Source organism: Pseudanabaena mucicola FACHB-723 (genome assembly GCF_014696385.1).
Taxonomy (GTDB): Bacteria; Cyanobacteriota; Cyanobacteriia; order Pseudanabaenales; family Pseudanabaenaceae; genus Pseudanabaena.
Genome location: NZ_JACJQB010000005.1, coordinates 105,269 through 125,168 on the forward strand (window position 1 = coordinate 105,269; position 19,900 = coordinate 125,168).

The window sequence follows — 19,900 nt, forward strand, 5'->3', positions numbered from 1 at the left end:
CATTTACTCCCAGAAATAATTGAAATTTACTTGAATTAAGTTTGAAATTTGCGAATTTTGCTTTAATTAACTTAACAAAAGTATAAGCTAGCATACCATCTATCCTTGAGTTTGGGGCTGATTGGCAGTAACCACAAACTCAATAAAGTTATGGGTTACGCACAGGACTTTATGTGGTTGCCCATAGCCAGAGGATGGCAGCAAATACTGCGATCGCAAATAATAGAAATTTATTCACATCACGACTATTAATAGGTTGTGGTTTCTCTAGAGAAACTTCGCGAAATGGCTTCTGATCAGCATTGTTTGTGCGGGGGCTGCGGGCAATTGGTTTAGATTGATAGCTGTCAGGGGATTCCAAAAGTGGCACTTCCGAGACGACACCTTCCAATTTGCTAAGCTGCGGCGCAGTAAAAATCCCCAACATAAAACGGGCGGATTTGCGGATACTGCCAATGGGATGCTTTTTGAGGCTGCGACATAATGCGATCGCATCTTCAGTTCTACCTGCCGCATCGTAGGAATTAGATAACCAAATGAGAATGTCGCCACCGAGATTTGTGTCTAGCTCTATCAAAGCACGGGCGCGTTCTAAAACTGCGATCGCAGCTTGATAGTTACCGCCTTCAAAGTTACTAACCCCTGCTTGATATAGCTCTAAAGCTAGTTGCTCTGCACTAATTTCTTGACTAGGCTCTTGACTGATTTCTTCCATCAGTTAGTTTTGTCTCCATGTTCTTAAAGCTTGGACAATTTCATAGTTAGCCGCAGGCAATTGATAACAATCTAATTCATCCACTGACACCCAGCGAATTTCCGAACATGCCATCATCTGCGGTTCACCAGAGACATGGGTACAGTGATGCACTACTAGGCTAACCCGCAATGTTTCATACTCAAAATCAACGGTAATCAGATGATCCTCAACTGCAACTTCAATCGCTAATTCCTCTTGCAACTCACGCTTAATGCATTCTGCCGCCGTCTCATCTCCTTCGATCTTGCCACCAGGGAACTCCCAATATCCTGCCAATTCACCTTCGGGAAGGCGGCGATCAATCAGAATTTTATGGCGATCGCGATCCCAAACAACGCCAACCCCAATACAGCGATACTTTTTGGCGGGTACATCCGTTGGTAAATCCTTTGGCAAATTAGTCATCAATAAACTCCAGCCCCTTAGCCACAGGTGTTAAACCCTTTTCCGCTAACCATTCTGGGTTATACATTCGACTCTGATATCGTCCACCACCATCACAGAGAATTGTGGCGATCGTGTGACCTTTACCCAGTTTGCGAGCCAACTTAACTGCCCCAATCACATTCAGCGCCGCCGAGCTGCCCACAAATAAACCATCATGCTTGAGCAAATATTGCGCCATCTCGATTACCTGTTGGTCAGTACCACGAAACGCTCCATCTAATTTGGCGCGATTGAAGTTAGCAGTAGCACGGTTAATGCCGATTCCTTCGGTAATTGAGCTGCCCTCAGCCTTAAATTCCCCTGTAGTGAGATAACTATATAAGCCAGAACCCGTCGGATCGATTAAATAGGTGGCAATTTTGGGGTTTTGTTCCTTGAGATAGGCAGTTACGCCGCCAATTGTGCCACCAGTTCCCGAAGACATGACCACACCATCAATTTCGCCCCCCGCTTGTCGCCAGATTTCAGGAGCCGTGGTTTGATAATGCGCCTCGGAATTGGAGATATTCTCAAACTGATTTGCCCAAAAAGCGTTGGCTAATTCCTGCGATCGACGTTGTGCGGTGTGATAAAAATGCTCAGGATTACTAAAAGGAACAGGATTAGTTAACTCCACCTCTGCGCCCAAGGCTCGCAATAGGTCAATTTTTTCCTGCGATTGATTATTGGGCATCACAATCACGGCGCGATAACCTCGTGCATTTGCCACTAAACTTAGACCAATGCCTGTATTGCCCGCAGTGCCTTCCACAATAGTGCCACCAGCTTTTAAGGCTCCTGTTCTTTCAGCCTCTAAAACCATATACAAAGCTGCCCGATCTTTTACACTCCCACCGGGGTTCAAAAATTCAGCTTTACCGAGAATAGTGCAGCCAGTCGCTTCAGAAAGGGATTCAATTTTGATAAGTGGGGTATTCCCCACGGATTCAGTAAAACCAATACGAATATCGCTTGTCATGGAATATTACAAGAAATGAACTACAGCAAAGATTTACAACTTGTTTACTAACTTCAGTATATTTTGCTCTGTAATAGATATATAGATATTCGCAAATTTGCATTTTCTTGACTTATTGCCAGTAAATGCCATCTATATGTAAGTAACTGTGCGAAATAGTTACTTGCCAAAAGTATTAAGTTCCATATTGCGATAAATATATGAAATTCTTGATTCCCATTGATGGCTCTCCCGCTAGTGAACATGCTCTTGCCAAAGCCATCACCTTCGCTGCACCTCTGCAAGCTGAAGTGGTGTTATTGACAGTCGTTGAGCCTCTCAGCAGCTATGTTCCTGAAGTGATGATGCCCACAGGTGACTGGGTGGGTTGGCATGGTCTACCCGACATCGAGTTAGAACGCAAGATTTTGAATGCAGGGCAATCAATGCTGCAAAAGGCTCAAGATACTTGTGATGCCTCTCAATTGCAAAGTCGGACTCGACTCGAAACAGGTCAACCTCGCGATGTAATTTGTCATGTTGCAAAAGAAGAAAAGCCAGATTTATTGGTACTAGGTTCACGGGGACTTGGCTCTGTGGAGCGTCTCATGCTGGGTAGTGTTAGTGACTATGTGTTACATAACTGTACTTCGCCCGTAATGGTTGTGCGTTAATGTGGAAGAACCACTGCGCCGCCAAGTTTTAGTTTGTCAATATCGCACCTGCACCAAAGATGGTGCAGCTAAGGTGTTGGCAAAATTTCAACAGCAAGCGATGGTTAACTTTACGGTTGAGGCTTGCGGGTGTTTAGGATTGTGCGGCTCAGGCCCAATGGTGGTGATATTGCCAGACAATGTTTATTACTGGCAGATCACGCCCCAAAAAGCACAAATAATCATTGATCAGCATTTATGCAACAATCAAGAGATTCCTGAGATGATGCATCCGCGACTGCATCGGCGTTAGTACAGGATTTAGAGATGGAGAGCATGATCGAAACCCCGACTTTGAAATATGCCTATTACGCAGGATGTGTGGCTAAAGGCGCTTGCAAAGAGCTACATGGTTCTACAACTGCGATCGCAAAAGCTCTAGGTATTGAATTAGTGGAGCTATACAAGGCAACCTGCTGCGGTTCGGGGACTTTCAAAGAAACCGATGAACTGATGGAAGATGTGGTCAATGCGCGAAATATTGCCCTTGCCGAAGAATTGCAATTACCGATCATGACTCAATGTAGTACCTGTCAGGGGGTACTTGGTCGGGTGAACGATAAGCTCAAGGCAGAGGATTGCTCGCGCAAAGATGAAGTAAATGCACTGCTAAATACTCAAGGCCATAATTTTCAGGGTTCCACTGAGGTGTTGCATTTGCTGTGGGTGATGATTCGTGACTATGGGCTGGAAAGATTAGCGACTAAAGTTAGTCGTTCCTTAGCCAATCTTAAATGTGCTTCTTTTTATGGTTGCTACCTATTGCGATCGCAAACAGTGACACGCTTTGATGATCCATTCAAACCCGAATCCTTAGAAAATATTTTCCGCACGGTTGGCGCAACACCTGTCTATTATGACGGGCGGGTGGAATGCTGCGGCTGGCCGATTTCTAGCTATGCGCCAAAGGAATCCTTTTCGATGGCGGGGCGACATCTCACGGCGGCAATTGTGGCGGGTGCAGATTGCATTGTTACGCCCTGTCCCCTTTGCCACCTCAATCTTGATTCGCGTCAACCCGAAGTTGAGAAAGTGATTGGTCAGAAGTTAGGAATCCCAATTTTGCATCTGCCCCAACTGATTGGCTTAGCGATTGGTATTGATCCTAAAACCTTGGGCTTAGATCGACATATTGTTTCTACTAGTAAGCTTTTGCAAAAACTTGGATAAATTGCAGCGTGAGTGACCACAAGTGGCTGAGCATCATCGGCATTGGTGAAGATGGGCCAATGGGGATAAGTGCGGCGGCGCGATCGCAAATTGAACGTGCCGAAATTGTAGTGGGTGGTGAACGGCATCTAGCGATGTTGCCCCATGAATTGCGATCACAAAAAGCATCTCAATTAATTTGGACATCGCCAATTGAGGAGACGATTCAAAGCATCATTAACAATCGCGGCAAGTCTGTATGCGTAATCGCTAGTGGTGATCCGATGTGGTTTGGGATTGGCGCAACCCTAGTCAAACGGATTCCCATTCAAGAAGTCACGATTATTCCTGCCCCTTCTACTTTTAGTCATATTTGCGCTCGGCTGGGCTGGTCACTCACCGACGTGGAAACCCTGAGTTTGTGCGGTCGTCCCCTAGCCCTTTTGCAGTCCTATCTTTACAGCCATGCCAAGCTCTTAATTTTAAGCTCAGGCAAAGATACTCCTGCACAGGTCGCGAAACTTCTTTGCGATCGCAATTGTGGCAATAGCAAAATTACAGTTTTAGAACATCTTGGCGGTGAAAAGGAGCAAATTACGACCCAAATTGCTGAGCACTGGCAAAATTTTCCTGAATTTGCCGATCTCAATGCGATCGCGGTGGAATGTTTACCCGTCCCCGATGCTCAACTACTATCACGAATGATCGGACTTCCCGACAATGCCTATCACCACGACGGTCAACTAACTAAACATGAAGTTCGATCCATCACTTTGTCAGCCCTTGCACCCAATGCTGGGGAATTGTTATGGGATGTCGGTGCAGGTTGTGGCTCGATTGGCATTGAGTGGATGCGAAGTCATCCCCGATGTCAGGCGATTGCGATTGAGAAGTCGCGCACCCATTTGATCAGCGAAAATGCGATCGCACTGGGTACACCCAACCTCAAAATCATTGAAGGTAAAGCTCCTGAGGCTTTGCAAGGTTTACCGACCCCAGATGCTATTTTTATCGGCGGCGGCGCGACTGCCCATGGCTTGTTTGAGAGCTGTTGGCAAAATTTGCGATCGCAGGGGCGGCTAGTTGCCAATGTCGTTACTCTAGAGGGCGAGCAGAAGCTATTTCAATGGCAACAAAAATATGGGGGAACCCTTACCCAAATTGCGATTAGACGTGCCGAGCCAATCGGCACTTTTTTGGGATGGAAGCCGATGATGCCTGTGACGCAATGGAAAGTCATCAAGCCTTAGTAACTTGTTTCTGCAAATAAATAAAGGCGGCGCGATGCACCGCTTTTATTTATTTGCAGAAAATCTAGATATGTAAAAAGTTGGTTTCTAGCGTCATTTTTACGGAATACTTATACAGATATATATAAAAAATTTTGAAGTGTGATCTCCTAAAACTACGATCACTGGGACTATTTTGACATGAAAAATTCAGATACTTACTCTGCTAGTGCTAGCGTTGATGGCAGCCAGCGTGTCACCATTGAATTTGTGGGAGGACATCATGCGGGCAAAATGCTAGGCAAAGGCAAGGCAGTCTACACAGCCACAATTCCCTACAGCTCTCTCTCTCAAAGGCTACAGACAATTCATCGTTCTGGCGGCAAAATCACTAATGTATTTATGGAGAGTTTCTTGTCTAGTCATCCTATGGCAAGACATCAAACCGATGAAACGAATAGTCCAGAAGCACTGATTTTCACGACAGCAACATCAACTGCGATCGCAGAGACGAGTCATACCCTTGAGCAGGTAATTCAACCTGTGACTGATGTTCAAGCAACTGTTCTAGAGGATAACTCAGAAACCAATTTAGCTAATGTGCCAGAAGATACTAAGCAGGAAATTGACGAATCAGTCAGCCCTGAACCTGCTTGCACCATTAAAATTACGCCCGAAGTAACAGTTGCAGAAACTCAAGTTGCAGAAGCAGTCGCCCCAGATGTGGAAGTAACAGAAGCACCTACCGTAGCTGAAACTGTTAAAACTTTGGTAGAAACAACGACTCCCGAATCTGTCCCTATCGAGGAAGTCGTTGCGACCAAATCTAAGCGAACTAAAAAGACCACAGAAGCCCCTGTCGAAAAAGTCGCGAAGGAAAAGAAACCAAGAGCTACTGCGAAAACTAGTCGCACTGCGAGCAAAAAAGAAACAGTTGTTCACAGTGAAGAATTACAACCAATTGCGATCACAGAGCCTGTTGTAGAACCTGTTGCCGAAATCGTTACTGAGTCTGTACCAGTTACAGAGACTGTCTCAGCGATTCCAAAGGTTACGGAGCAAGTCAAAACAGAACCAGAACCTATTGTTGAGACAACTCAAATCGAAGAACCAGTGGTCGCGGAAGCCCCAGCAATCCTTGTTGCGGAAGTTACAGCTATTGATGTAATCCCCGAACCCGAAACCGTTGTGGCATCAACACCAGTTGTCGCAGCAATTCCTGATCCCGAAACTGTTGTAGAAGCAACCCAAGTTGCCGAGGTGGAAGTACCTGCTAAAGCTAAAAAATCCAGATCGACAAGCAAATCAGGCAGTGGCTTCAACAAGCCCAAAAGCACTGCCAAAGAATCCAAATCAACGAAAAAGCCGAAGATTTAGTTCGTCAAACTAAAAACTATGGCGCACGATGCACATGCGCCATAGTTTTTATATTTTTGCTCGATTAACAGCATAGTTTTTACGCTTCACAAAAGCCCAACCTAAAACGAGAAATGTACAAATTCCTGCAAGATATAACGGATATCCATAGGATTGGGGATAATTTTTATTGACCACTAAGCCTGAAATAATCGGACCAAAAGCGTTAGCAATGCTCAGATAGGATGCATTAATGCCAAGGACTGTCCCTTGCTCAGCAGGACTAGTATTCAGAGAGAGTAGCGCACTGATCATTGGTTGCACCACTGAATTAAGCAGAGAAAACAGTACACAAACACAGACAAAGTAATAGACATCTTGCCAAATTGGCATTAGCACAAACGATAAACTGCGGAGAAACAAGCCCAAAAATAAAATTTGCACCAGTTGGAGTCGCTTAGTCATTTGCGAAATCCCCACCGTTTGCATAATCACCCCCAGTACCCCAAACAGCAAAAACATTAATGTCAAAGCGTTACTATCCTGTTTAAGTACAGTCAAGAAATAGGGCTGAAAGGCAAAGGTAAACATGTTAAATGTCGTTCCTGTTAAGAACGTAATTACCAGTAAAATGCCAATTTTGGGCATAAACAAGCCCTTAAGCAGATTGTCTAAGCCAATATCAAAAATATTTTGAGACTTTTTACTTTTTGTTTTTAAAGTTTCAGGCAAAAAGAAAATCGTTAACAGTAATGCGATCGCAGCGATGACCCCTGACACCAAAAATGATGCCCCAAAGGATTTGCCTAAGGGTGTATTGAGAGCCGCTTTTTGGGCAAGCAAACTAATTGCAGGCCCCAAAATGAACCCCATACCAAAGGCCGCTCCATTAATGCCAAAAGCCTTAGCACGATTTTCGGGAGTTGTCACATCCGAGATCGCCGCTTGAGCAACCGAGGCATTCCCCCCCGTGATACCATCCAAAAATCGCGCTAAAAACAGCACTGCGGCAGTCGTGGCAGTTCCTGCTAACAAATTTGCGAGAACTGTCCCCGCCAAACTAATAATTAAAAGAGGTTTACGTCCAAATCGATCGGAAAGTTTACCAATGACTGGTGTCGCCAAAAACTGTGAAATTGCATAGATTGCAAAGAGTAAACTAGTCTGGAAATCATCTAACTGGAACTGTCTGCCGTAAAGATATAAAACAGGAATCAGAATCGTAAAACTGAGTGCATTAATAAAAGAAATGAGAGCAATAATCCAAAATTGACGATTCATGCACTTAAGCGAGCGGCATAGAGTTCCTTCTCATCCTACAGGCTAGGGAAGACGCTGCACATCAACGTCATACTTTAAAAACATATAAGAGAAAGGCGGCGCGAAGCGCCGCCTTTCTCTTAAAACAAGCAGCGATAGCTATAAAAAGCAAATAATTGTAAATCTACACAAACTAAGCCCAGATACTCCCTGAGCTAATGGCATACTAGCGATCGCAAATATGACTCGATTTTTATAGATGCGTGGGGTGTAACTATGCAAAATTCTGACTATTCTGACGGCTTAACTTGGACAGCAGAAGCCAAAGTCAAATACAAAAACATTCCCTACTTTGTGCGATCGCAAGCTCGACAAAGAATCGAACAACTAGCACAGGCATCGGGTAGTGATACGATTACGGCAGAAATTGTCGAACAAGCAAGGGTTGAATTCGGGCAGTGAAAAATATTGATCGCGGTTATTTATTAACAGAGCAAGCAAATCCTCATAGCCAAAATTTGGATCAGCTTAGTCCCCTCGAAATTGTCGAACTATTCAACCAAGAGGATGCCAAAGCCGTTGCCGCCGTTAGCAAGGAAAAAATTGCGATCGCAAAAGCAATTACCACCGTTGCCGAAGCGATCGCCAAAGGTGGTCGATTGTTTTATGTTGGTGCAGGCACTAGTGGCAGGCTCGGCGTTCTCGATGCCGCCGAATGTCCGCCCACCTTTTGCAGTGATCCTGAACTAATACAGGGCATCTTGGCAGGGGGTATGAATGCAATGGTGCGCAGCTCTGAAGCTCTAGAAGACAACGAAGATGATGGTGCATCCGTAATTGCAGAGAAAAATATTTGCGATCGCGATGTTGTCTTTGGCATCACCGCAGGTGGCACTACCCCCTACGTCCATGGCGCACTCAAGGAAGCCAAACAACGGGGTGCAACAACGATCTTCTTTTGTTGTGTACCACCAGAGCAATTTCCCATCCAGTACGACATCGAAATTCGTCCCCTAGTTGGCGCAGAAATATTAGCAGGTTCCACCAGACTCAAAGCGGGAACTGCCACCAAACTAGTTTTAAATACGATTTCCACAGGCGTAATGGTGCAGCTTGGCAAGGTCTATGGCAATCGGATGATCGATGTCTCTGTCACCAATAGCAAGCTAGAAGATCGCGCTATACGGATTCTTCGCGACCTTACCGCCATCAGCCGCGAAGAAGCTAGCGATTTATTATGGCGATCGGGCAAGCGTGTCAAACTCGCTTTATTAATGCATTGGCAAAATATCGATGCCACCACTGCCGAGCAGTTACTCGCCCAAGCCAACGGACACTTAGGTGATGCGGTAAGATGTAACCAGAAAAAAACGTAACAACTATGACAGGCTCAGAACTTCGTCAAACCATTGCCAACAAGTGGGACTATTCCTACGATGTCCAACTACGCAAAACTCAGGGCAAAATCTTCTTGCAGGTAATGTGGCGCTATCAAGAGCAACAATCATTTTCCATGGGTGAACAAGAATTTATCACCCACCTTGATGCGATCGCATCATATCTAAGTGATTGGGGAGTAGTTGAACAAGTCCAAAAATTTATTGCCACCACTAAAGAAAAACCAAGACTTGGTAAAGCCGTCAGCATTCCCTTACAAATTGGTGAACGCTCCCTAGAATGGCTCGTCGAATGAGCCAAATTTCAATAAGAGCAACATTCTGGTGACATTTAGGCGTAATCGTTACAGAGCATCTATAACAAGTGATATTTGTCACTGTATTCTAGAGAATATCCACGTAAAATACATCTAAAATAATCATGCTCCACACTCTCAGTATTGACCGAGATATTGACTGAGTGCAGCACATCAGCCACAAGTACACCGCTATTCATAACTAAGTCGGAAAAGTCAGGACACAAATATGAGTCAAGCAGGAGCTAACCCATGGGATCGCCAATTTGTTAACCTTGGGCGAATCATGCAGTTCTTGCGTGATGAAGACAACATCGACAATCTCTTATCGGCAACTCTTGATTATTTAAGGGACAACTTCGACTACAAGCTCATCTGGATTGCTCTGTACGATGCCGAAAATCACCGCCTAACGGGAAAATGTGGCACTACTCCTGCGGGAGAAATTAAGTTTTTAAAGGAAAGATTTGTTCTGAATGCAGGCGATCTTCTCGATCAGGTGCTTTTACAACGTAAACCCTTACCAATTCAAGATCTTCGTCTCGAAAAACGTAGTGGCGAATGGCAAAAATTAGCTCAGAAATTTGACATCCAAGGCACGTTAATTTGGCCAATTTACCATCGCGATATCAGTTTAGGTATCGTCATGTTAGGCTCAACCCTATGGAACGTCACTCCACGTAACGAGGAAAAAGCAAGACTTTCCTCTGTCATTGGCACTCTTGGTTACACCCTAAACCGCCTCAATGACGAATGGCATCGCCACAATAATAAGCGTCCTGACGAGCATCTCCTCCAAATTCTTGCCAATATCCATAATGTCCCGACCCTCAATGAACGCCTGCAAGAAATCGTTCAGGAAACGCATCGGTTCATTATGCCCGATCATACTAATGTCTATTGGTTCGAGAGAGAACATCAATATTTTTGGCGGAGGATCGCCAATCGTCAAGCAGGGCCAAAATCGAAACAAACTGTTGATAATACGGCTGGCGTAACTGTCCAAAATGCCCCAGAGCTATATCAGGCTCTATCGAAAGATCAGCTAGTAATGGTAGTGGATGCCAAATCCATGGCAAAAGGGGAAGTCAGCCACCGTGTCATGGAACAATTTGGGGCAGTGTCGATCATTATTGCACCGATCGTTTTCCAATCTGAATTATTAGGTTTTTTGTCAGTAGAAGGTGATGATCCAAGGCTTTGGAATGAAGATGAGCTAAGTTTTATGAAAGGAGCAGCGCAAATAGCTGCCATTACGGCTCCTTTAGAACAAATGGAAGTGACCCTTGAGCGGATTGCTTCCGATCAAGTTCTCACCGCAGGTATTGCAAGGGCTATTTATTCCAATAATGACTGGCAAAGCGCTCTCGACCAAGCGGCTGAGCAATTATGCCAGCGTTTACGTCTAGAAAGATTTTGGGTCTCTAGCTATGACAAAGATCTTGATGTCTTTCGTGTAGACTTCCAATATCATGCTAAAAATCGCCGCCCACTCCCCGACCTGTTATCAGGAATAGCACCTGTTGATGTGCAGATGCTCGAACAGTCTAGCGAAGCCGCAACTGTCGAAAATCTTGAAAGTGATTTCAAATTTTTGGCATGGCGCGCCCCCCTAATCGAGCTAGATGTGCGATCGATGATTGTCAGCAGTACCTCGGCTGGCAAAAACTTAGAAGGGCTGCTCAGTGTTGCCCACGAAGCACCCCGAACATGGTCACGACCTGAGAAAGAAATGGTACAGGCTGTTGCCCAACAGGTTGGCTTAATCGTGCATCAAAATGAATTACAGCGCTTGTCCGATGAACGCCAAAAATCACATCAAGCTGTGCAATTTGGACTAGTGGCTTTACAGCAAGCCAACAGTTTAGAGAAATTGCATCATACTGCCACTCAACTTATCGCACAGATTACGCAATCGCCTTTGGCGGTTTTGGTGGTCTGGCTCCCTGGCCGTCAAGGCGGACAGATTGCCTCAGTATTTGCGAGTCGTCCTGAATACCAGCTTAATATTAGTGAAACTTTGATGTCAATCGAAGACGATCCACTAGTGCAATGGACGACTCAAAGCGAAGGTGTTCTTCCCTTGAGTATTTATGACTTGCCAGAACAAACTAAGGCTTGGTTAAATACACCTGCGATCGGACATCTAATGGTGACAGCACTCCGCACTAGTCCCGATCATCAACCCACAGGCATGATTTTAGTTGCCGATGTGGCAGGTCGCCGTTGGATTGATCGCCAGCTCCAAGGTTTTAACATGCTGACTAATCAACTGGCTTGGTCACGTCGTCATTTGCTTTTGGTCGATAATCTCAAGCACAATCGTCAGGAGCTAGAGCGCCTTAACTGGTATAAACACCGTCGTCTCGAAGATATCTACCGTACCGTTAGTTCTGGTGTACAGCGATTACTCGATGCCGATGCCCGTGATAATGGTGCAGGGAGGGGCATTAATAACTTGACGCTCCAAAGTTCTCTCAAGCAATTACAAGGCTCTCTGCTACCTTTGCCACAGATTATTCGTAAAGAACAGTGGCGTTTGCGCCCCAACTATGAGACAACTCCCCTAGCAGGAATGTTGAAACGAGCTTTAGAGCGTGTTGACTCGCTGATTAGACAGAGACAAATTTGGTCACAGGTGCATAATCAGGCGAATGTGGTCATTGGTGGCGACATTGCTAAGATTGATATGATCATCAATGAGTTGTTGCTGTTTGCCTGTGGTCGTTCTGAGGTGGGGGGACGTATTGATATCTGGTGTCGGCAAGTAGATGAAAAGTTTTTAGAGCTGTCAATTACTGACTATGGGGCTGTAAATGCCGATTTACTGAGAGAGTTACATCAAGGTCGCGAAATCGATCCTCTAGCACCTTCATTACTAGATCAGCCGCCGGGTTTACATCTAGCAATTTGCCAGACTCTTATGTTAGAAGCAGGCGGTGAACTAGCGCTCTATCAACTAGAAGATAACCGCATCTTGAGTCGTCTAATTTTGCCAATTTCTAGCGCTTAGACACATACTCTTGTCTTGGTAATTGTGTAATATTTAGACTCTAGTTGATCATTGACCGAGGATAAATATGGTTACATCACTCAACATCAACGAAACCTTGTTACAAGAAGCCTTAGCGCTTGACAAGAATGTAACGATTGAGTCAATGATTGAAATAGCACTCTATGAATATGTTCAACGCCGCAAACGCCTTAAACTATTAGATTTGTTTGGGGTGATCGATTATGACGAAACCTATGACTACAAAAGGCAAAGAGAGCAATCATGAGTGTTATCGTGGATACCTCTGTTTGGTCAATAGCTTTACGCCGCAATTCGCTAAAGGCTTTCTCTCCCCATGTAGAAGTATTGCGAGATATGATCACCAATGATCAAGTCGCTTTAATAGGAGCAATTCGTCAAGAAATTCTCTCAGGAATTCGCGTCTTTGAACAGTTTGCAAGATTACGGGACTACCTCAAAGCTTTCCCTGATCTGGAATTAGTATCAGAGGATTACGAAGTTGCGGCAGAATTTTTTAATACTTGCCGCAGCAAAGGTATTCAAGGCTTAAATACTGATTTCTTGATTTGTTCTGTAGCTCATCGTCTAGGCTATAGCATTTTGACAAATGACAATGACTTTCGGAACTTTCAATCGCATATTCCCATTGTTTTAGTTAAGATTGATGACTAGCAGACTTTTTGCCTCTAACTTTGGCGGCGAATTTCCTGTAATAGCCATTCATCAACGGGCTGACCATCTTTGCGGACTAACTCAATCTCAATACTGGTGGATGAGTTTGAGCCAACGGGAGCCATTTTTTGATGAAAGTGAATGAGGTAGTCTTGGGGGCGATGATTGCGCTCTTTGAGCCAGTCTTGGACTTTTAATTCTGCGAAGAGGGACTGACCCTGCTCAAACATGCGCGAGACTTGCATTCTAATTGTAAAGGGATTGACTTGGGGCATAGATTTATTCCTTCATTTTTTCAGCACAAGATAGTACAGCTCTCCATCACCTTTGATCAGTCCTGCTCTTTGTTTGGCCTGATCGCCTGTACCCATAAAAATATCAACCCGCCCTGCTCCACGAATTGCACCACCTGTATCCTGATCTAAGACAAAGCGTTGAACTGGACGCATTACCAATTGCCCAGTCAAGGGATCATTGATTGGCAATTCGGTGCGAATCAAAGCAATACCACCAGAGGGAAAGATTTTTTTGTCGGTGGCAATCGAGCGCTCTGGACTAACTGGCACATTAATACTACCCGTTGCAAGTTGACCGTTAGTTTCTCGAAAGAAGACAAAACTGGGATTGCGATTGAGGTATTTGATTAAATCTTGGGGATTAGCCTGAAAATATGCAATCAAGGTTTGTAAAGTTACGTCTTCCAGACGCATTTTGCCATCACGCACTAGTTCTGCACCAACTGAACGATAGGGCTGGTCAGTTTTGCCTGCATAACCGATGGTTAGCAAGTTGCCATCGGGTAGCTCTAATCTAGCTGAACCTTGAACATGCACCAGAAATGCTTGAAAGCGATCGCTTAACCATGCGATTTCCAGACCTGCCATCCGCCGACTGCCCTCTAGCATGGCACGGGTAGGATGGGGCTTGCGCCATTGCTTAAAATCGGCTGGCAATTGGTAGAGAGGATATTTAAACTCGGCGGTGCGGGTGCGACTGGCTTTATATACGGCCTCGTAGTAGCCCGTAAACTGAACGCTGCCATTGCCATCACGTCCGACGGATTTGTATAGATCGAATTCGCGGTTGACTGCTTGCTGTAAGTCTTTAGCTGTGCGCGATACTTGCACTAGTCGTCGAAATCGGACTAAGCTGCGCTCCATTAGATCACGACTAATACCTGCAACGGGGTAACGTTTGTCGGCGGCGGGGGTGCGAATATATTGCAAACTATGGTCGATCGCTTGCAGCAGACTATTACGATCGCGATCTAATAAATCATCGGTAATCTCAAGGGTGAGCGGATTGACCGTACTAGGAGAAATTGGCACGATGGCTCTGTTCAGGCTTAGTTCCGTCGCTGCCGCAGGTAATTGAAAATCTGTTTGCAGATAGCAAGGTGGCACAGTACAGATCAGCCCCACCCAAGTCGCAAATAGGATGTCACTACTGCGATGTACCAATGATTGCCAAGAGTTTCGCTGCCCATATTTAGGCAATTGTTGAGATGATGTTTTTTTGCTAAAGCTATGGGAACCAATCACCCTTGAAAACTCCTCATTTGATTTGCGCGTCATATTTGACGTTAATACTAGCCTTTTGTTCATACAAACGATTGAGCCAACGTGGATCAATGTTTAAGTGATAGCAGATTTTTAACAACTGATTGAGCATAGCATGACAATATATTCCTCTCTGGCGAAACCGTCTAGCCGAGGTAATCACCTTGCCCTGAACCAGTGCTGGTTTAGCAAACTTGCTCAGCCGCTCGCTTAATACCGTATCTTCAAAAATATCGAGGTCGGGGACATTGCCAATTTTTTCAAGGAGTTGACGAGTAATAAACGGACAATGATCGAGGTAGACGATGCCTTTGTTTTTAACGCGAATGTTGTCAGAATACCAAGATGTAAAGTGCAGCAAAAAGTGTTCCCAGTCGAAACTATGCTGAAAAGCACCCCACGCGGAACCATTGCTTAGGGATTGTTCTATTAATGCGATCGCAATTTGCTCAGGCAGGAGTGTGGCGGGATGATGTAGTAAAATTACGTCACCTGTACTCGCAGCAATGCCATCATTGAGTCTTTGGGCGCGGTTTTTGGACTGCGATCGTAAAATTTGGATATCGGGGGATCTAGCTGCATAATTTTCGATAATCAAATCAGTACCATCTTCACTGTCACTGACTACGACAATAATTTCTAGTGTGTGCTTGTCTGTATTTTGGTTGATTAAATTACTAATAATTCGCTCTAGATAGCCATGTCTAACTTCATTCAGACAAGGTAAGATGATAGATAGCCTCATACAATAGCCTAAATCAATTAATAGTTTATTTCTTAATTCACAAAAGTGTTATAACACTTTTGTGAATTAAGAAATAAATTGAACAAGGATTTTTAAGATTTAAAAAAGTCTTTATAAATTCTATACATTTTTTAACCTTAGAATAATAAGTAGTAGTTAAATTTAGGGAATCAGCCATGACTGATCAAAGCTTTGAGCGTATTGAAGAAATTGATGGTAAGCCTTTAAATAATGCTTCTGTTTTGATTGTTGACGATACTATTTATAACATTCAACTATTATCACTAATGTTGGTGAAGCAGGGATATGAGGTTGAACAGGCATCTAGTGGCTTAGAAGCTTTAGAAAAGATTGAACAAAAATTACCAGATATCATTTTGTTAGACATTCGGATGCCTGGACTTAATGGCTATGAAGTCTGCACAAAATTAAAAGCAAACCCAAGAACTAAGCATATTCCGATTATTTTTATTAGTTCTGTTGAAGAGGTTTCCGAGAAAGTCGAAGCTTTTTCTGTCGGTGGCGTGGACTATATTAGCAAACCATTTCAATTAATTGAAGTGCTAGCTAGAATTGAAACTCATTTACGTCTATGCGCTCTTCAAAAAAAGCTGCAAGAGCAAAATGAACGATTGCAACTTTCTTCAGAAGCATTATCGCGATCGCTTGAGCAAGAAAGAGAACTAAGTCAAATGAAAACGGACTTTATTTCTGTTGTCTCCCATGAATTTCGCACACCCTTAACGACGATTCAGAGCGCATCGGAATTGCTGGAATATTATGAATGGACTAAGGCAGAACAGGTTGAACAGTTACATCAAATTCAATCGGAAGTTAGGCATATGACAGCCTTAATGGAAGATGTTTTATTCCTCAGTCGTAGCAATACCAATAGAGCTAAGATCAATTTAACTAGATTTGATATTTTACAATTCTTAGCACAACTTTTACGTCAAATGAAAAGGACATTAGCTCAGAATTTTGAGCTAATGTCCTTTTTACAGATTACTGAATCTAATCTAATCATTGAAAATCCACATTTACAAAATGATCTGCCAGAATTTATGGTAGAAATGGACGAAAAACTGCTGCGCCAAATTCTAAATAATCTTCTCACTAATGCAATCAAATATTCTACGAATGATAAAACAATTGACATCAAAGTTATGCTCGATCAAGGTTATGTAACCTTTGTAATTAGTGATCATGGAATTGGCATTCCTGAAGAAGATATATCACATTTATTTAGTGCTTTCCATCGAGGTAAAAATGTGGGTATCTTGCCCGGTACAGGATTAGGGCTATCAATTGTCAAAAATTGCATTGATATTCATAATGGCTCTATTAATGTCAGCAGTCAGATAAATGTTGGGACTGAGTTTACAGTAGTTTTACCAACTGAATGTGAAACTCTATATCAGTAATTAACAGCTTCAAAAACATTTGCTGATACCAAAGTTAAAAATTGCACAAATATTTTTAACCTTGAAAGTTCTGACTGAGTTGTAATTTTAATTCACAAAAGTTTTGCCATTCTGTCATGAATTGATATTATTTAGGTTAGGACTGATCTGTATAATGTTGATCAAAGGTAATGAAAGGCTAGCATGAAAAAAATCCTCCTCATTGAAGATAATCCTAATGTCTTGCTAAATACCACTAAGATGCTACAGGCGGAGGGGTATATCGTAATTAGTGCTGGAGATGGTCGCACTGGTCTCGAAATGGCACAGCAGCATATTCCTAGCTTGATTATTTGCGATATTATGATGCCTGAACTTGATGGCTATGGAGTAATTTCAGCGCTACGGACTAATCCTGCAACCACCACAATTCCCTTTATATTTCTGAGCGCTAAGTCTGACAAAAATGATTTTCGGCAGGGAATGGAATTAGGTTCCGATGACTACTTAACTAAGCCATTTAGCAGAGATGAGCTATTAGGTGCAATCAATGCTCAGTTTAAAAAGCAAGATATTATTAGCAGCTATTACAAACAAGAATTAGATAACCTGCGCGGCAATATCTCTAAATCACTGCCGCATCAATTGTTATTCCCTGCGATCGAAATTATGGGGCTAGCCGATATTTTAGTAAAAAATTATCATGCCATGCAAGCCCATGAAGTCCCAGACATCGGCAAGCGGATTCGTAAAGCAGGGCGCGATATGCATGAGATGGTAAAAAAGTTTCTGCTCTATGCAGAGTTGGAGTCAACGGAGAGCAATACCGAATGGAAGGATCAAATTCGTCATAGTCGGGCAACTTTTGTTGATATCGAAATGACGAGTTGTGCGAAAAAGATTGCCGAAAACTACAACCGTCTTTCGGATCTCCAAGTTGATGTTGCCGATACCAGTATTCGTATTTCTGACTCTTATCTCACTGTCATTGTCAAAGAACTAGTTGATAATGCCTTTAAGTTCTCGGCAGAAGGTAGTGCTGTTGAGGTTGTCGGTAGCTATGATGATCAAGAATATTGTTTCAAAATTACTGACCATGGTCAGGGCATTGAGCCAGACCAACTTGCCAATTTTGGGGCATATATCAAATTCGAGAAGAAGCTTTACATTCAGCAGGGTACAGGCTTGGGCTTAGCGATCGCAAAAAGACTGTTGGAGTTACATGGTGGCAGGCTGGAAATTGAGAGTGTTCCCTATGAGCAAACTGTCGTCAAAGCCTTTCTTCCCCTTAGTAGCCGTTGAGAAAGTCATTGAATCAAGCAATTTTTATTTGACCACGGAGGAAGGTCATTGCTTTGCCTTTCAGGAGTACCCGCGTATTGCGATCGCAAACTTGTAAATCGCCAGTGCGTGCGGATAATTGTTTAGCAATGAGATCGGTTTTAGCTAGACGCTTTGACCAATAGGGGGTAAGGCTGCAATGGGCTGAACCCGTGACAGGATCTTCAGGAATTCCTGCTTTGGGGGCAAAAAATCTCGATACAAAATCGTAGGACTGATGCTGATCAGCGATCGCTGTGATAATAAAGCCAAAGCCATCTAATTGAGCAATCTGCTCATAGGGAGGTTGAAAGTTTTGGACAGCCGCCTCCGAGTCTAGTAATACTGCGATGTAATCTTCCGCCTGACCAAGAATTTCATAGGTCTGTTGATCAAATAGTGACGCTAACACTTTTTGCGATCGCAAAGAGCAAGGTTGATAAAATGTCGCAGGAAAATCCATCACAATCAAATCACCTTCAAAGTTAATCTTTAAATCACCGCTTAGGGTCGAGAAAATTAGCGTTTCATTAGGATTGATTGCATCTAGTTCTCGCAAATAATGGGCGATCGCGAGGGTAGCATGACCACATAGTGGCACTTCTTGCATTGGTGTAAACCAACGCAAATGAAAATGATTTGTCCCTAGAGATTTTACAAAAGCAGTTTCCGATAGATTCATTTCCGCCGCAATTTGCTGCATTTGCGTATCTGTAGGAAACTGCTCAACCAGTAACGTGGCAGCAGGATTACCGCGAAATGTTTGATTGGTAAATGCGTCAATAATAGCGATATCTAATTGCATTATGTCTCTCTCAGTCATATTTATCAGAACTTTTGAAAAGCGCCGCTTCGCGGCGCTTTTCAAAATGTTAATTCCGCAGAAAACCGATTACGGAATTGCTAGCTCTCCATTGACTACCTGTTCGTTGGCAATTCTAAAAAAGAAATCCTTTAATGTCTCAAACTTTGGCTCTATCGCCCCAAACGTGAAAATAGCAAACTTATTATTAATCCTTTGTAATTTGCTATTAGCCTGAAACTTAATTTTGTCATCACCAAAAGTCAGGGTCGATGTCCATGCAATCACAATATTACCTGTTGACTCCACAATAGGCGTTTGCATGACAAAGTTATCCTGTTCCCCATACATCCCCTTAATGATCGAAATAAATGTATCACCCAATCGCTCTTCAGGAATTTCACTCGGCGGCACAAAAATATTGGCAGAAATAGTGGCACGACCATTTTTTTCATTCCACGTTAGCAATAGTTCCCCCGTTTGACTTTTGTCGTTCAGTTCCCATCCCTGCGGTACAGGCAGCTCTATAATCCCTGATTTATGGCGATAGGGTACGAGTTCCTTAATGCTCAGTTCAGGCAATTTATTGAGTGCGATCGCAGGTTTAGGTGGGCTTGCCGTTACCTTTGGCGTAATTGCGGGAGTGGTTTTAGTCGTATCAATGGCGGGAGTAGACAAACTCTGATTGTTAGGGCTATTTCCAGCATTAGGATTACCACAGGCCGTAAATAAACCCGTTGCGATCGCAGACACAAATAAAATCGCCAACCTTACCAATATCTTGTGCGGAGGAAACATAATATTGCGTGTGTGGAGTGCTAATCAGATCAAGAACATTTCAG

Annotated in this window: 22 protein-coding genes; 13 read left to right on the forward strand and 9 right to left on the reverse strand. The window is 43.5% G+C overall.

Features of this window, described 5'->3' with window-relative positions; all coding sequences use genetic code 11:
• Positions 1–169 precede the first annotated feature (169 nt).
• Genes H6F41_RS04700 through H6F41_RS04710 form a run of 3 tightly spaced genes read right to left on the reverse strand, consistent with a single transcriptional unit; the run spans position 170 to position 2,162 of the window.
• Positions 170–715: a tetratricopeptide repeat protein gene (locus tag H6F41_RS04700; protein ID WP_190402320.1), complete on the reverse strand. Its 546-nt coding sequence runs from the start codon at positions 713–715 to the stop codon at positions 170–172.
• 3 nt (positions 716–718) lie between these two features.
• Positions 719–1,162, reverse strand: coding sequence for an 8-oxo-dGTP diphosphatase MutT (gene mutT / locus H6F41_RS04705; RefSeq protein WP_190402321.1), 444 nt, complete (start codon positions 1,160–1,162; stop codon positions 719–721).
• Positions 1,155–2,162 carry a cysteine synthase A gene (locus H6F41_RS04710; protein WP_190402322.1) on the reverse strand — a complete coding sequence of 336 codons (1,008 nt, stop codon included), beginning with the start codon at positions 2,160–2,162 and terminating at the stop codon, positions 1,155–1,157. Before H6F41_RS04710 ends, mutT begins: the two co-directional genes overlap by 8 nt.
• 200 nt (positions 2,163–2,362) lie before the next feature.
• On the opposite strand from H6F41_RS04710, the gene H6F41_RS04715 reads away from it, so the two are divergent.
• The 5 genes from H6F41_RS04715 to H6F41_RS04735 all read left to right on the forward strand — a co-directional run bounded on the left by H6F41_RS04715 (position 2,363) and on the right by H6F41_RS04735 (position 6,609).
• Positions 2,363–2,815, forward strand: coding sequence for a universal stress protein (locus tag H6F41_RS04715; protein ID WP_190402323.1), 453 nt, complete (start codon positions 2,363–2,365; stop codon positions 2,813–2,815).
• A gap of 1 nt (position 2,816) precedes the next feature.
• Positions 2,817–3,107 carry a (2Fe-2S) ferredoxin domain-containing protein gene (locus H6F41_RS04720; protein ID WP_190402324.1) on the forward strand — a complete coding sequence of 97 codons (291 nt, stop codon included), beginning with the start codon at positions 2,817–2,819 and terminating at the stop codon, positions 3,105–3,107.
• A 23-nt stretch (positions 3,108–3,130) separates the two neighbouring features.
• A complete protein-coding gene (locus tag H6F41_RS04725) occupies positions 3,131–4,024 on the forward strand; it encodes a CoB--CoM heterodisulfide reductase iron-sulfur subunit B family protein (protein ID WP_190402325.1) in 894 nt (297 codons plus the stop codon).
• An 8-nt stretch (positions 4,025–4,032) separates the two neighbouring features.
• Positions 4,033–5,253, forward strand: a complete 1,221-nt coding sequence (cbiE, locus tag H6F41_RS04730; RefSeq protein ID WP_190402326.1) for a precorrin-6y C5,15-methyltransferase (decarboxylating) subunit CbiE — start codon at positions 4,033–4,035, stop codon at positions 5,251–5,253.
• Between the two features lie 180 nt (positions 5,254–5,433).
• Positions 5,434–6,609: a phycobilisome linker polypeptide gene (locus tag H6F41_RS04735; protein WP_190402327.1), complete on the forward strand. Its 1,176-nt coding sequence runs from the start codon at positions 5,434–5,436 to the stop codon at positions 6,607–6,609.
• Positions 6,610–6,657: 48 nt separating this feature from the next.
• On the opposite strand, the gene H6F41_RS04740 is transcribed toward H6F41_RS04735, so the two are convergent.
• Positions 6,658–7,869: an MFS transporter gene (locus H6F41_RS04740; RefSeq protein ID WP_190402328.1), complete on the reverse strand. Its 1,212-nt coding sequence runs from the start codon at positions 7,867–7,869 to the stop codon at positions 6,658–6,660.
• A 255-nt stretch (positions 7,870–8,124) separates the two neighbouring features.
• Between H6F41_RS04740 and H6F41_RS04745 the strand changes: the two genes are divergently transcribed.
• The 6 genes from H6F41_RS04745 to vapC all read left to right on the forward strand — a co-directional run bounded on the left by H6F41_RS04745 (position 8,125) and on the right by vapC (position 13,229).
• Entirely contained in the window at positions 8,125–8,310 is a 186-nt protein-coding gene (locus H6F41_RS04745) for a PCP reductase family protein (RefSeq protein WP_190402329.1), read from the forward strand.
• Positions 8,307–9,224: an N-acetylmuramic acid 6-phosphate etherase gene (gene murQ / locus H6F41_RS04750; RefSeq protein WP_190402330.1), complete on the forward strand. Its 918-nt coding sequence runs from the start codon at positions 8,307–8,309 to the stop codon at positions 9,222–9,224. Before H6F41_RS04745 ends, murQ begins: the two co-directional genes overlap by 4 nt.
• A 5-nt stretch (positions 9,225–9,229) precedes the next feature.
• Positions 9,230–9,541 (forward strand): DUF3067 family protein, encoded by a 312-nt coding sequence (locus H6F41_RS04755; RefSeq protein ID WP_190402331.1) that lies wholly within the window; start codon positions 9,230–9,232, stop codon positions 9,539–9,541.
• Between the two features lie 229 nt (positions 9,542–9,770).
• On the forward strand, positions 9,771–12,554 hold the full coding sequence (locus H6F41_RS04760) for a sensor histidine kinase (protein ID WP_190402332.1): 2,784 nt from the start codon (positions 9,771–9,773) through the stop codon (positions 12,552–12,554).
• A 67-nt stretch (positions 12,555–12,621) separates the two neighbouring features.
• Positions 12,622–12,822, forward strand: a complete 201-nt coding sequence (locus H6F41_RS04765; protein ID WP_190402333.1) for a type II toxin-antitoxin system VapB family antitoxin — start codon at positions 12,622–12,624, stop codon at positions 12,820–12,822.
• Positions 12,819–13,229, forward strand: a complete 411-nt coding sequence (vapC, locus tag H6F41_RS04770; protein ID WP_190402334.1) for a type II toxin-antitoxin system VapC family toxin — start codon at positions 12,819–12,821, stop codon at positions 13,227–13,229. Before H6F41_RS04765 ends, vapC begins: the two co-directional genes overlap by 4 nt.
• A gap of 14 nt (positions 13,230–13,243) precedes the next feature.
• Here the strand turns inward: vapC and H6F41_RS04775 are convergent, their stop codons facing one another.
• Genes H6F41_RS04775 through H6F41_RS04785 form a run of 3 tightly spaced genes read right to left on the reverse strand, consistent with a single transcriptional unit; the run spans position 13,244 to position 15,533 of the window.
• Complete coding sequence (locus H6F41_RS04775; protein WP_190402335.1) at positions 13,244–13,504, reverse strand: hypothetical protein; 261 nt, start codon at positions 13,502–13,504, stop codon at positions 13,244–13,246.
• Positions 13,505–13,516: 12 nt separating this feature from the next.
• The gene (gene mltA, locus H6F41_RS04780) at positions 13,517–14,803 is read right to left on the reverse strand and encodes a murein transglycosylase A (protein WP_190402336.1); all 1,287 of its coding nucleotides are present in this window, start codon (positions 14,801–14,803) and stop codon (positions 13,517–13,519) included.
• Positions 14,784–15,533 (reverse strand): glycosyltransferase, encoded by a 750-nt coding sequence (locus tag H6F41_RS04785; RefSeq protein ID WP_190402337.1) that lies wholly within the window; start codon positions 15,531–15,533, stop codon positions 14,784–14,786. Before H6F41_RS04785 ends, mltA begins: the two co-directional genes overlap by 20 nt.
• A 176-nt stretch (positions 15,534–15,709) precedes the next feature.
• Here H6F41_RS04785 and H6F41_RS04790 point away from each other — a divergent pair, with 176 nt between their 5' ends.
• Both H6F41_RS04790 and H6F41_RS04795 read left to right on the forward strand, forming a co-directional pair.
• Positions 15,710–16,957, forward strand: a complete 1,248-nt coding sequence (locus H6F41_RS04790; protein WP_190402338.1) for a hybrid sensor histidine kinase/response regulator — start codon at positions 15,710–15,712, stop codon at positions 16,955–16,957.
• Positions 16,958–17,140: 183 nt separating this feature from the next.
• Positions 17,141–18,238 (forward strand): hybrid sensor histidine kinase/response regulator, encoded by a 1,098-nt coding sequence (locus H6F41_RS04795; RefSeq protein ID WP_190402339.1) that lies wholly within the window; start codon positions 17,141–17,143, stop codon positions 18,236–18,238.
• Positions 18,239–18,251: 13 nt separating this feature from the next.
• Here H6F41_RS04795 and H6F41_RS04800 read toward each other — a convergent pair whose 3' ends face one another.
• Positions 18,252–19,061 carry a PhzF family phenazine biosynthesis protein gene (locus H6F41_RS04800; RefSeq protein ID WP_190402340.1) on the reverse strand — a complete coding sequence of 270 codons (810 nt, stop codon included), beginning with the start codon at positions 19,059–19,061 and terminating at the stop codon, positions 18,252–18,254.
• Positions 19,062–19,148: 87 nt separating this feature from the next.
• On the reverse strand, positions 19,149–19,856 hold the full coding sequence (locus H6F41_RS04805; RefSeq protein ID WP_190402341.1) for a hypothetical protein: 708 nt from the start codon (positions 19,854–19,856) through the stop codon (positions 19,149–19,151).
• Positions 19,857–19,900 lie beyond the last annotated feature (44 nt).

What these genes read in the sequence shown, in the direction of transcription:
- H6F41_RS04700 (WP_190402320.1), bottom strand. Translation starts at nt 715, where the DNA reads ATGGAAGAAATCAGTCAAGAGCCTAGTCAAGAAATTAGTGCAGAGCAA.
- mutT (WP_190402321.1), bottom strand. Translation starts at nt 1,162, where the DNA reads ATGACTAATTTGCCAAAGGATTTACCAACGGATGTACCCGCCAAAAAG.
- H6F41_RS04710 (WP_190402322.1), bottom strand. Translation starts at nt 2,162, where the DNA reads ATGACAAGCGATATTCGTATTGGTTTTACTGAATCCGTGGGGAATACC.
- H6F41_RS04715 (WP_190402323.1), top strand. Translation starts at nt 2,363, where the DNA reads ATGAAATTCTTGATTCCCATTGATGGCTCTCCCGCTAGTGAACATGCT.
- H6F41_RS04725 (WP_190402325.1), top strand. Translation starts at nt 3,131, where the DNA reads ATGATCGAAACCCCGACTTTGAAATATGCCTATTACGCAGGATGTGTG.
- H6F41_RS04735 (WP_190402327.1), top strand. Translation starts at nt 5,434, where the DNA reads ATGAAAAATTCAGATACTTACTCTGCTAGTGCTAGCGTTGATGGCAGC.
- H6F41_RS04740 (WP_190402328.1), bottom strand. Translation starts at nt 7,869, where the DNA reads ATGAATCGTCAATTTTGGATTATTGCTCTCATTTCTTTTATTAATGCA.
- H6F41_RS04745 (WP_190402329.1), top strand. Translation starts at nt 8,125, where the DNA reads ATGCAAAATTCTGACTATTCTGACGGCTTAACTTGGACAGCAGAAGCC.
- H6F41_RS04755 (WP_190402331.1), top strand. Translation starts at nt 9,230, where the DNA reads ATGACAGGCTCAGAACTTCGTCAAACCATTGCCAACAAGTGGGACTAT.
- H6F41_RS04760 (WP_190402332.1), top strand. Translation starts at nt 9,771, where the DNA reads ATGAGTCAAGCAGGAGCTAACCCATGGGATCGCCAATTTGTTAACCTT.
- H6F41_RS04765 (WP_190402333.1), top strand. Translation starts at nt 12,622, where the DNA reads ATGGTTACATCACTCAACATCAACGAAACCTTGTTACAAGAAGCCTTA.
- vapC (WP_190402334.1), top strand. Translation starts at nt 12,819, where the DNA reads ATGAGTGTTATCGTGGATACCTCTGTTTGGTCAATAGCTTTACGCCGC.
- H6F41_RS04775 (WP_190402335.1), bottom strand. Translation starts at nt 13,504, where the DNA reads ATGCCCCAAGTCAATCCCTTTACAATTAGAATGCAAGTCTCGCGCATG.
- mltA (WP_190402336.1), bottom strand. Translation starts at nt 14,803, where the DNA reads ATGACGCGCAAATCAAATGAGGAGTTTTCAAGGGTGATTGGTTCCCAT.
- H6F41_RS04785 (WP_190402337.1), bottom strand. Translation starts at nt 15,533, where the DNA reads ATGAGGCTATCTATCATCTTACCTTGTCTGAATGAAGTTAGACATGGC.
- H6F41_RS04790 (WP_190402338.1), top strand. Translation starts at nt 15,710, where the DNA reads ATGACTGATCAAAGCTTTGAGCGTATTGAAGAAATTGATGGTAAGCCT.
- H6F41_RS04795 (WP_190402339.1), top strand. Translation starts at nt 17,141, where the DNA reads ATGAAAAAAATCCTCCTCATTGAAGATAATCCTAATGTCTTGCTAAAT.
- H6F41_RS04800 (WP_190402340.1), bottom strand. Translation starts at nt 19,061, where the DNA reads ATGCAATTAGATATCGCTATTATTGACGCATTTACCAATCAAACATTT.
- H6F41_RS04805 (WP_190402341.1), bottom strand. Translation starts at nt 19,856, where the DNA reads ATGTTTCCTCCGCACAAGATATTGGTAAGGTTGGCGATTTTATTTGTG.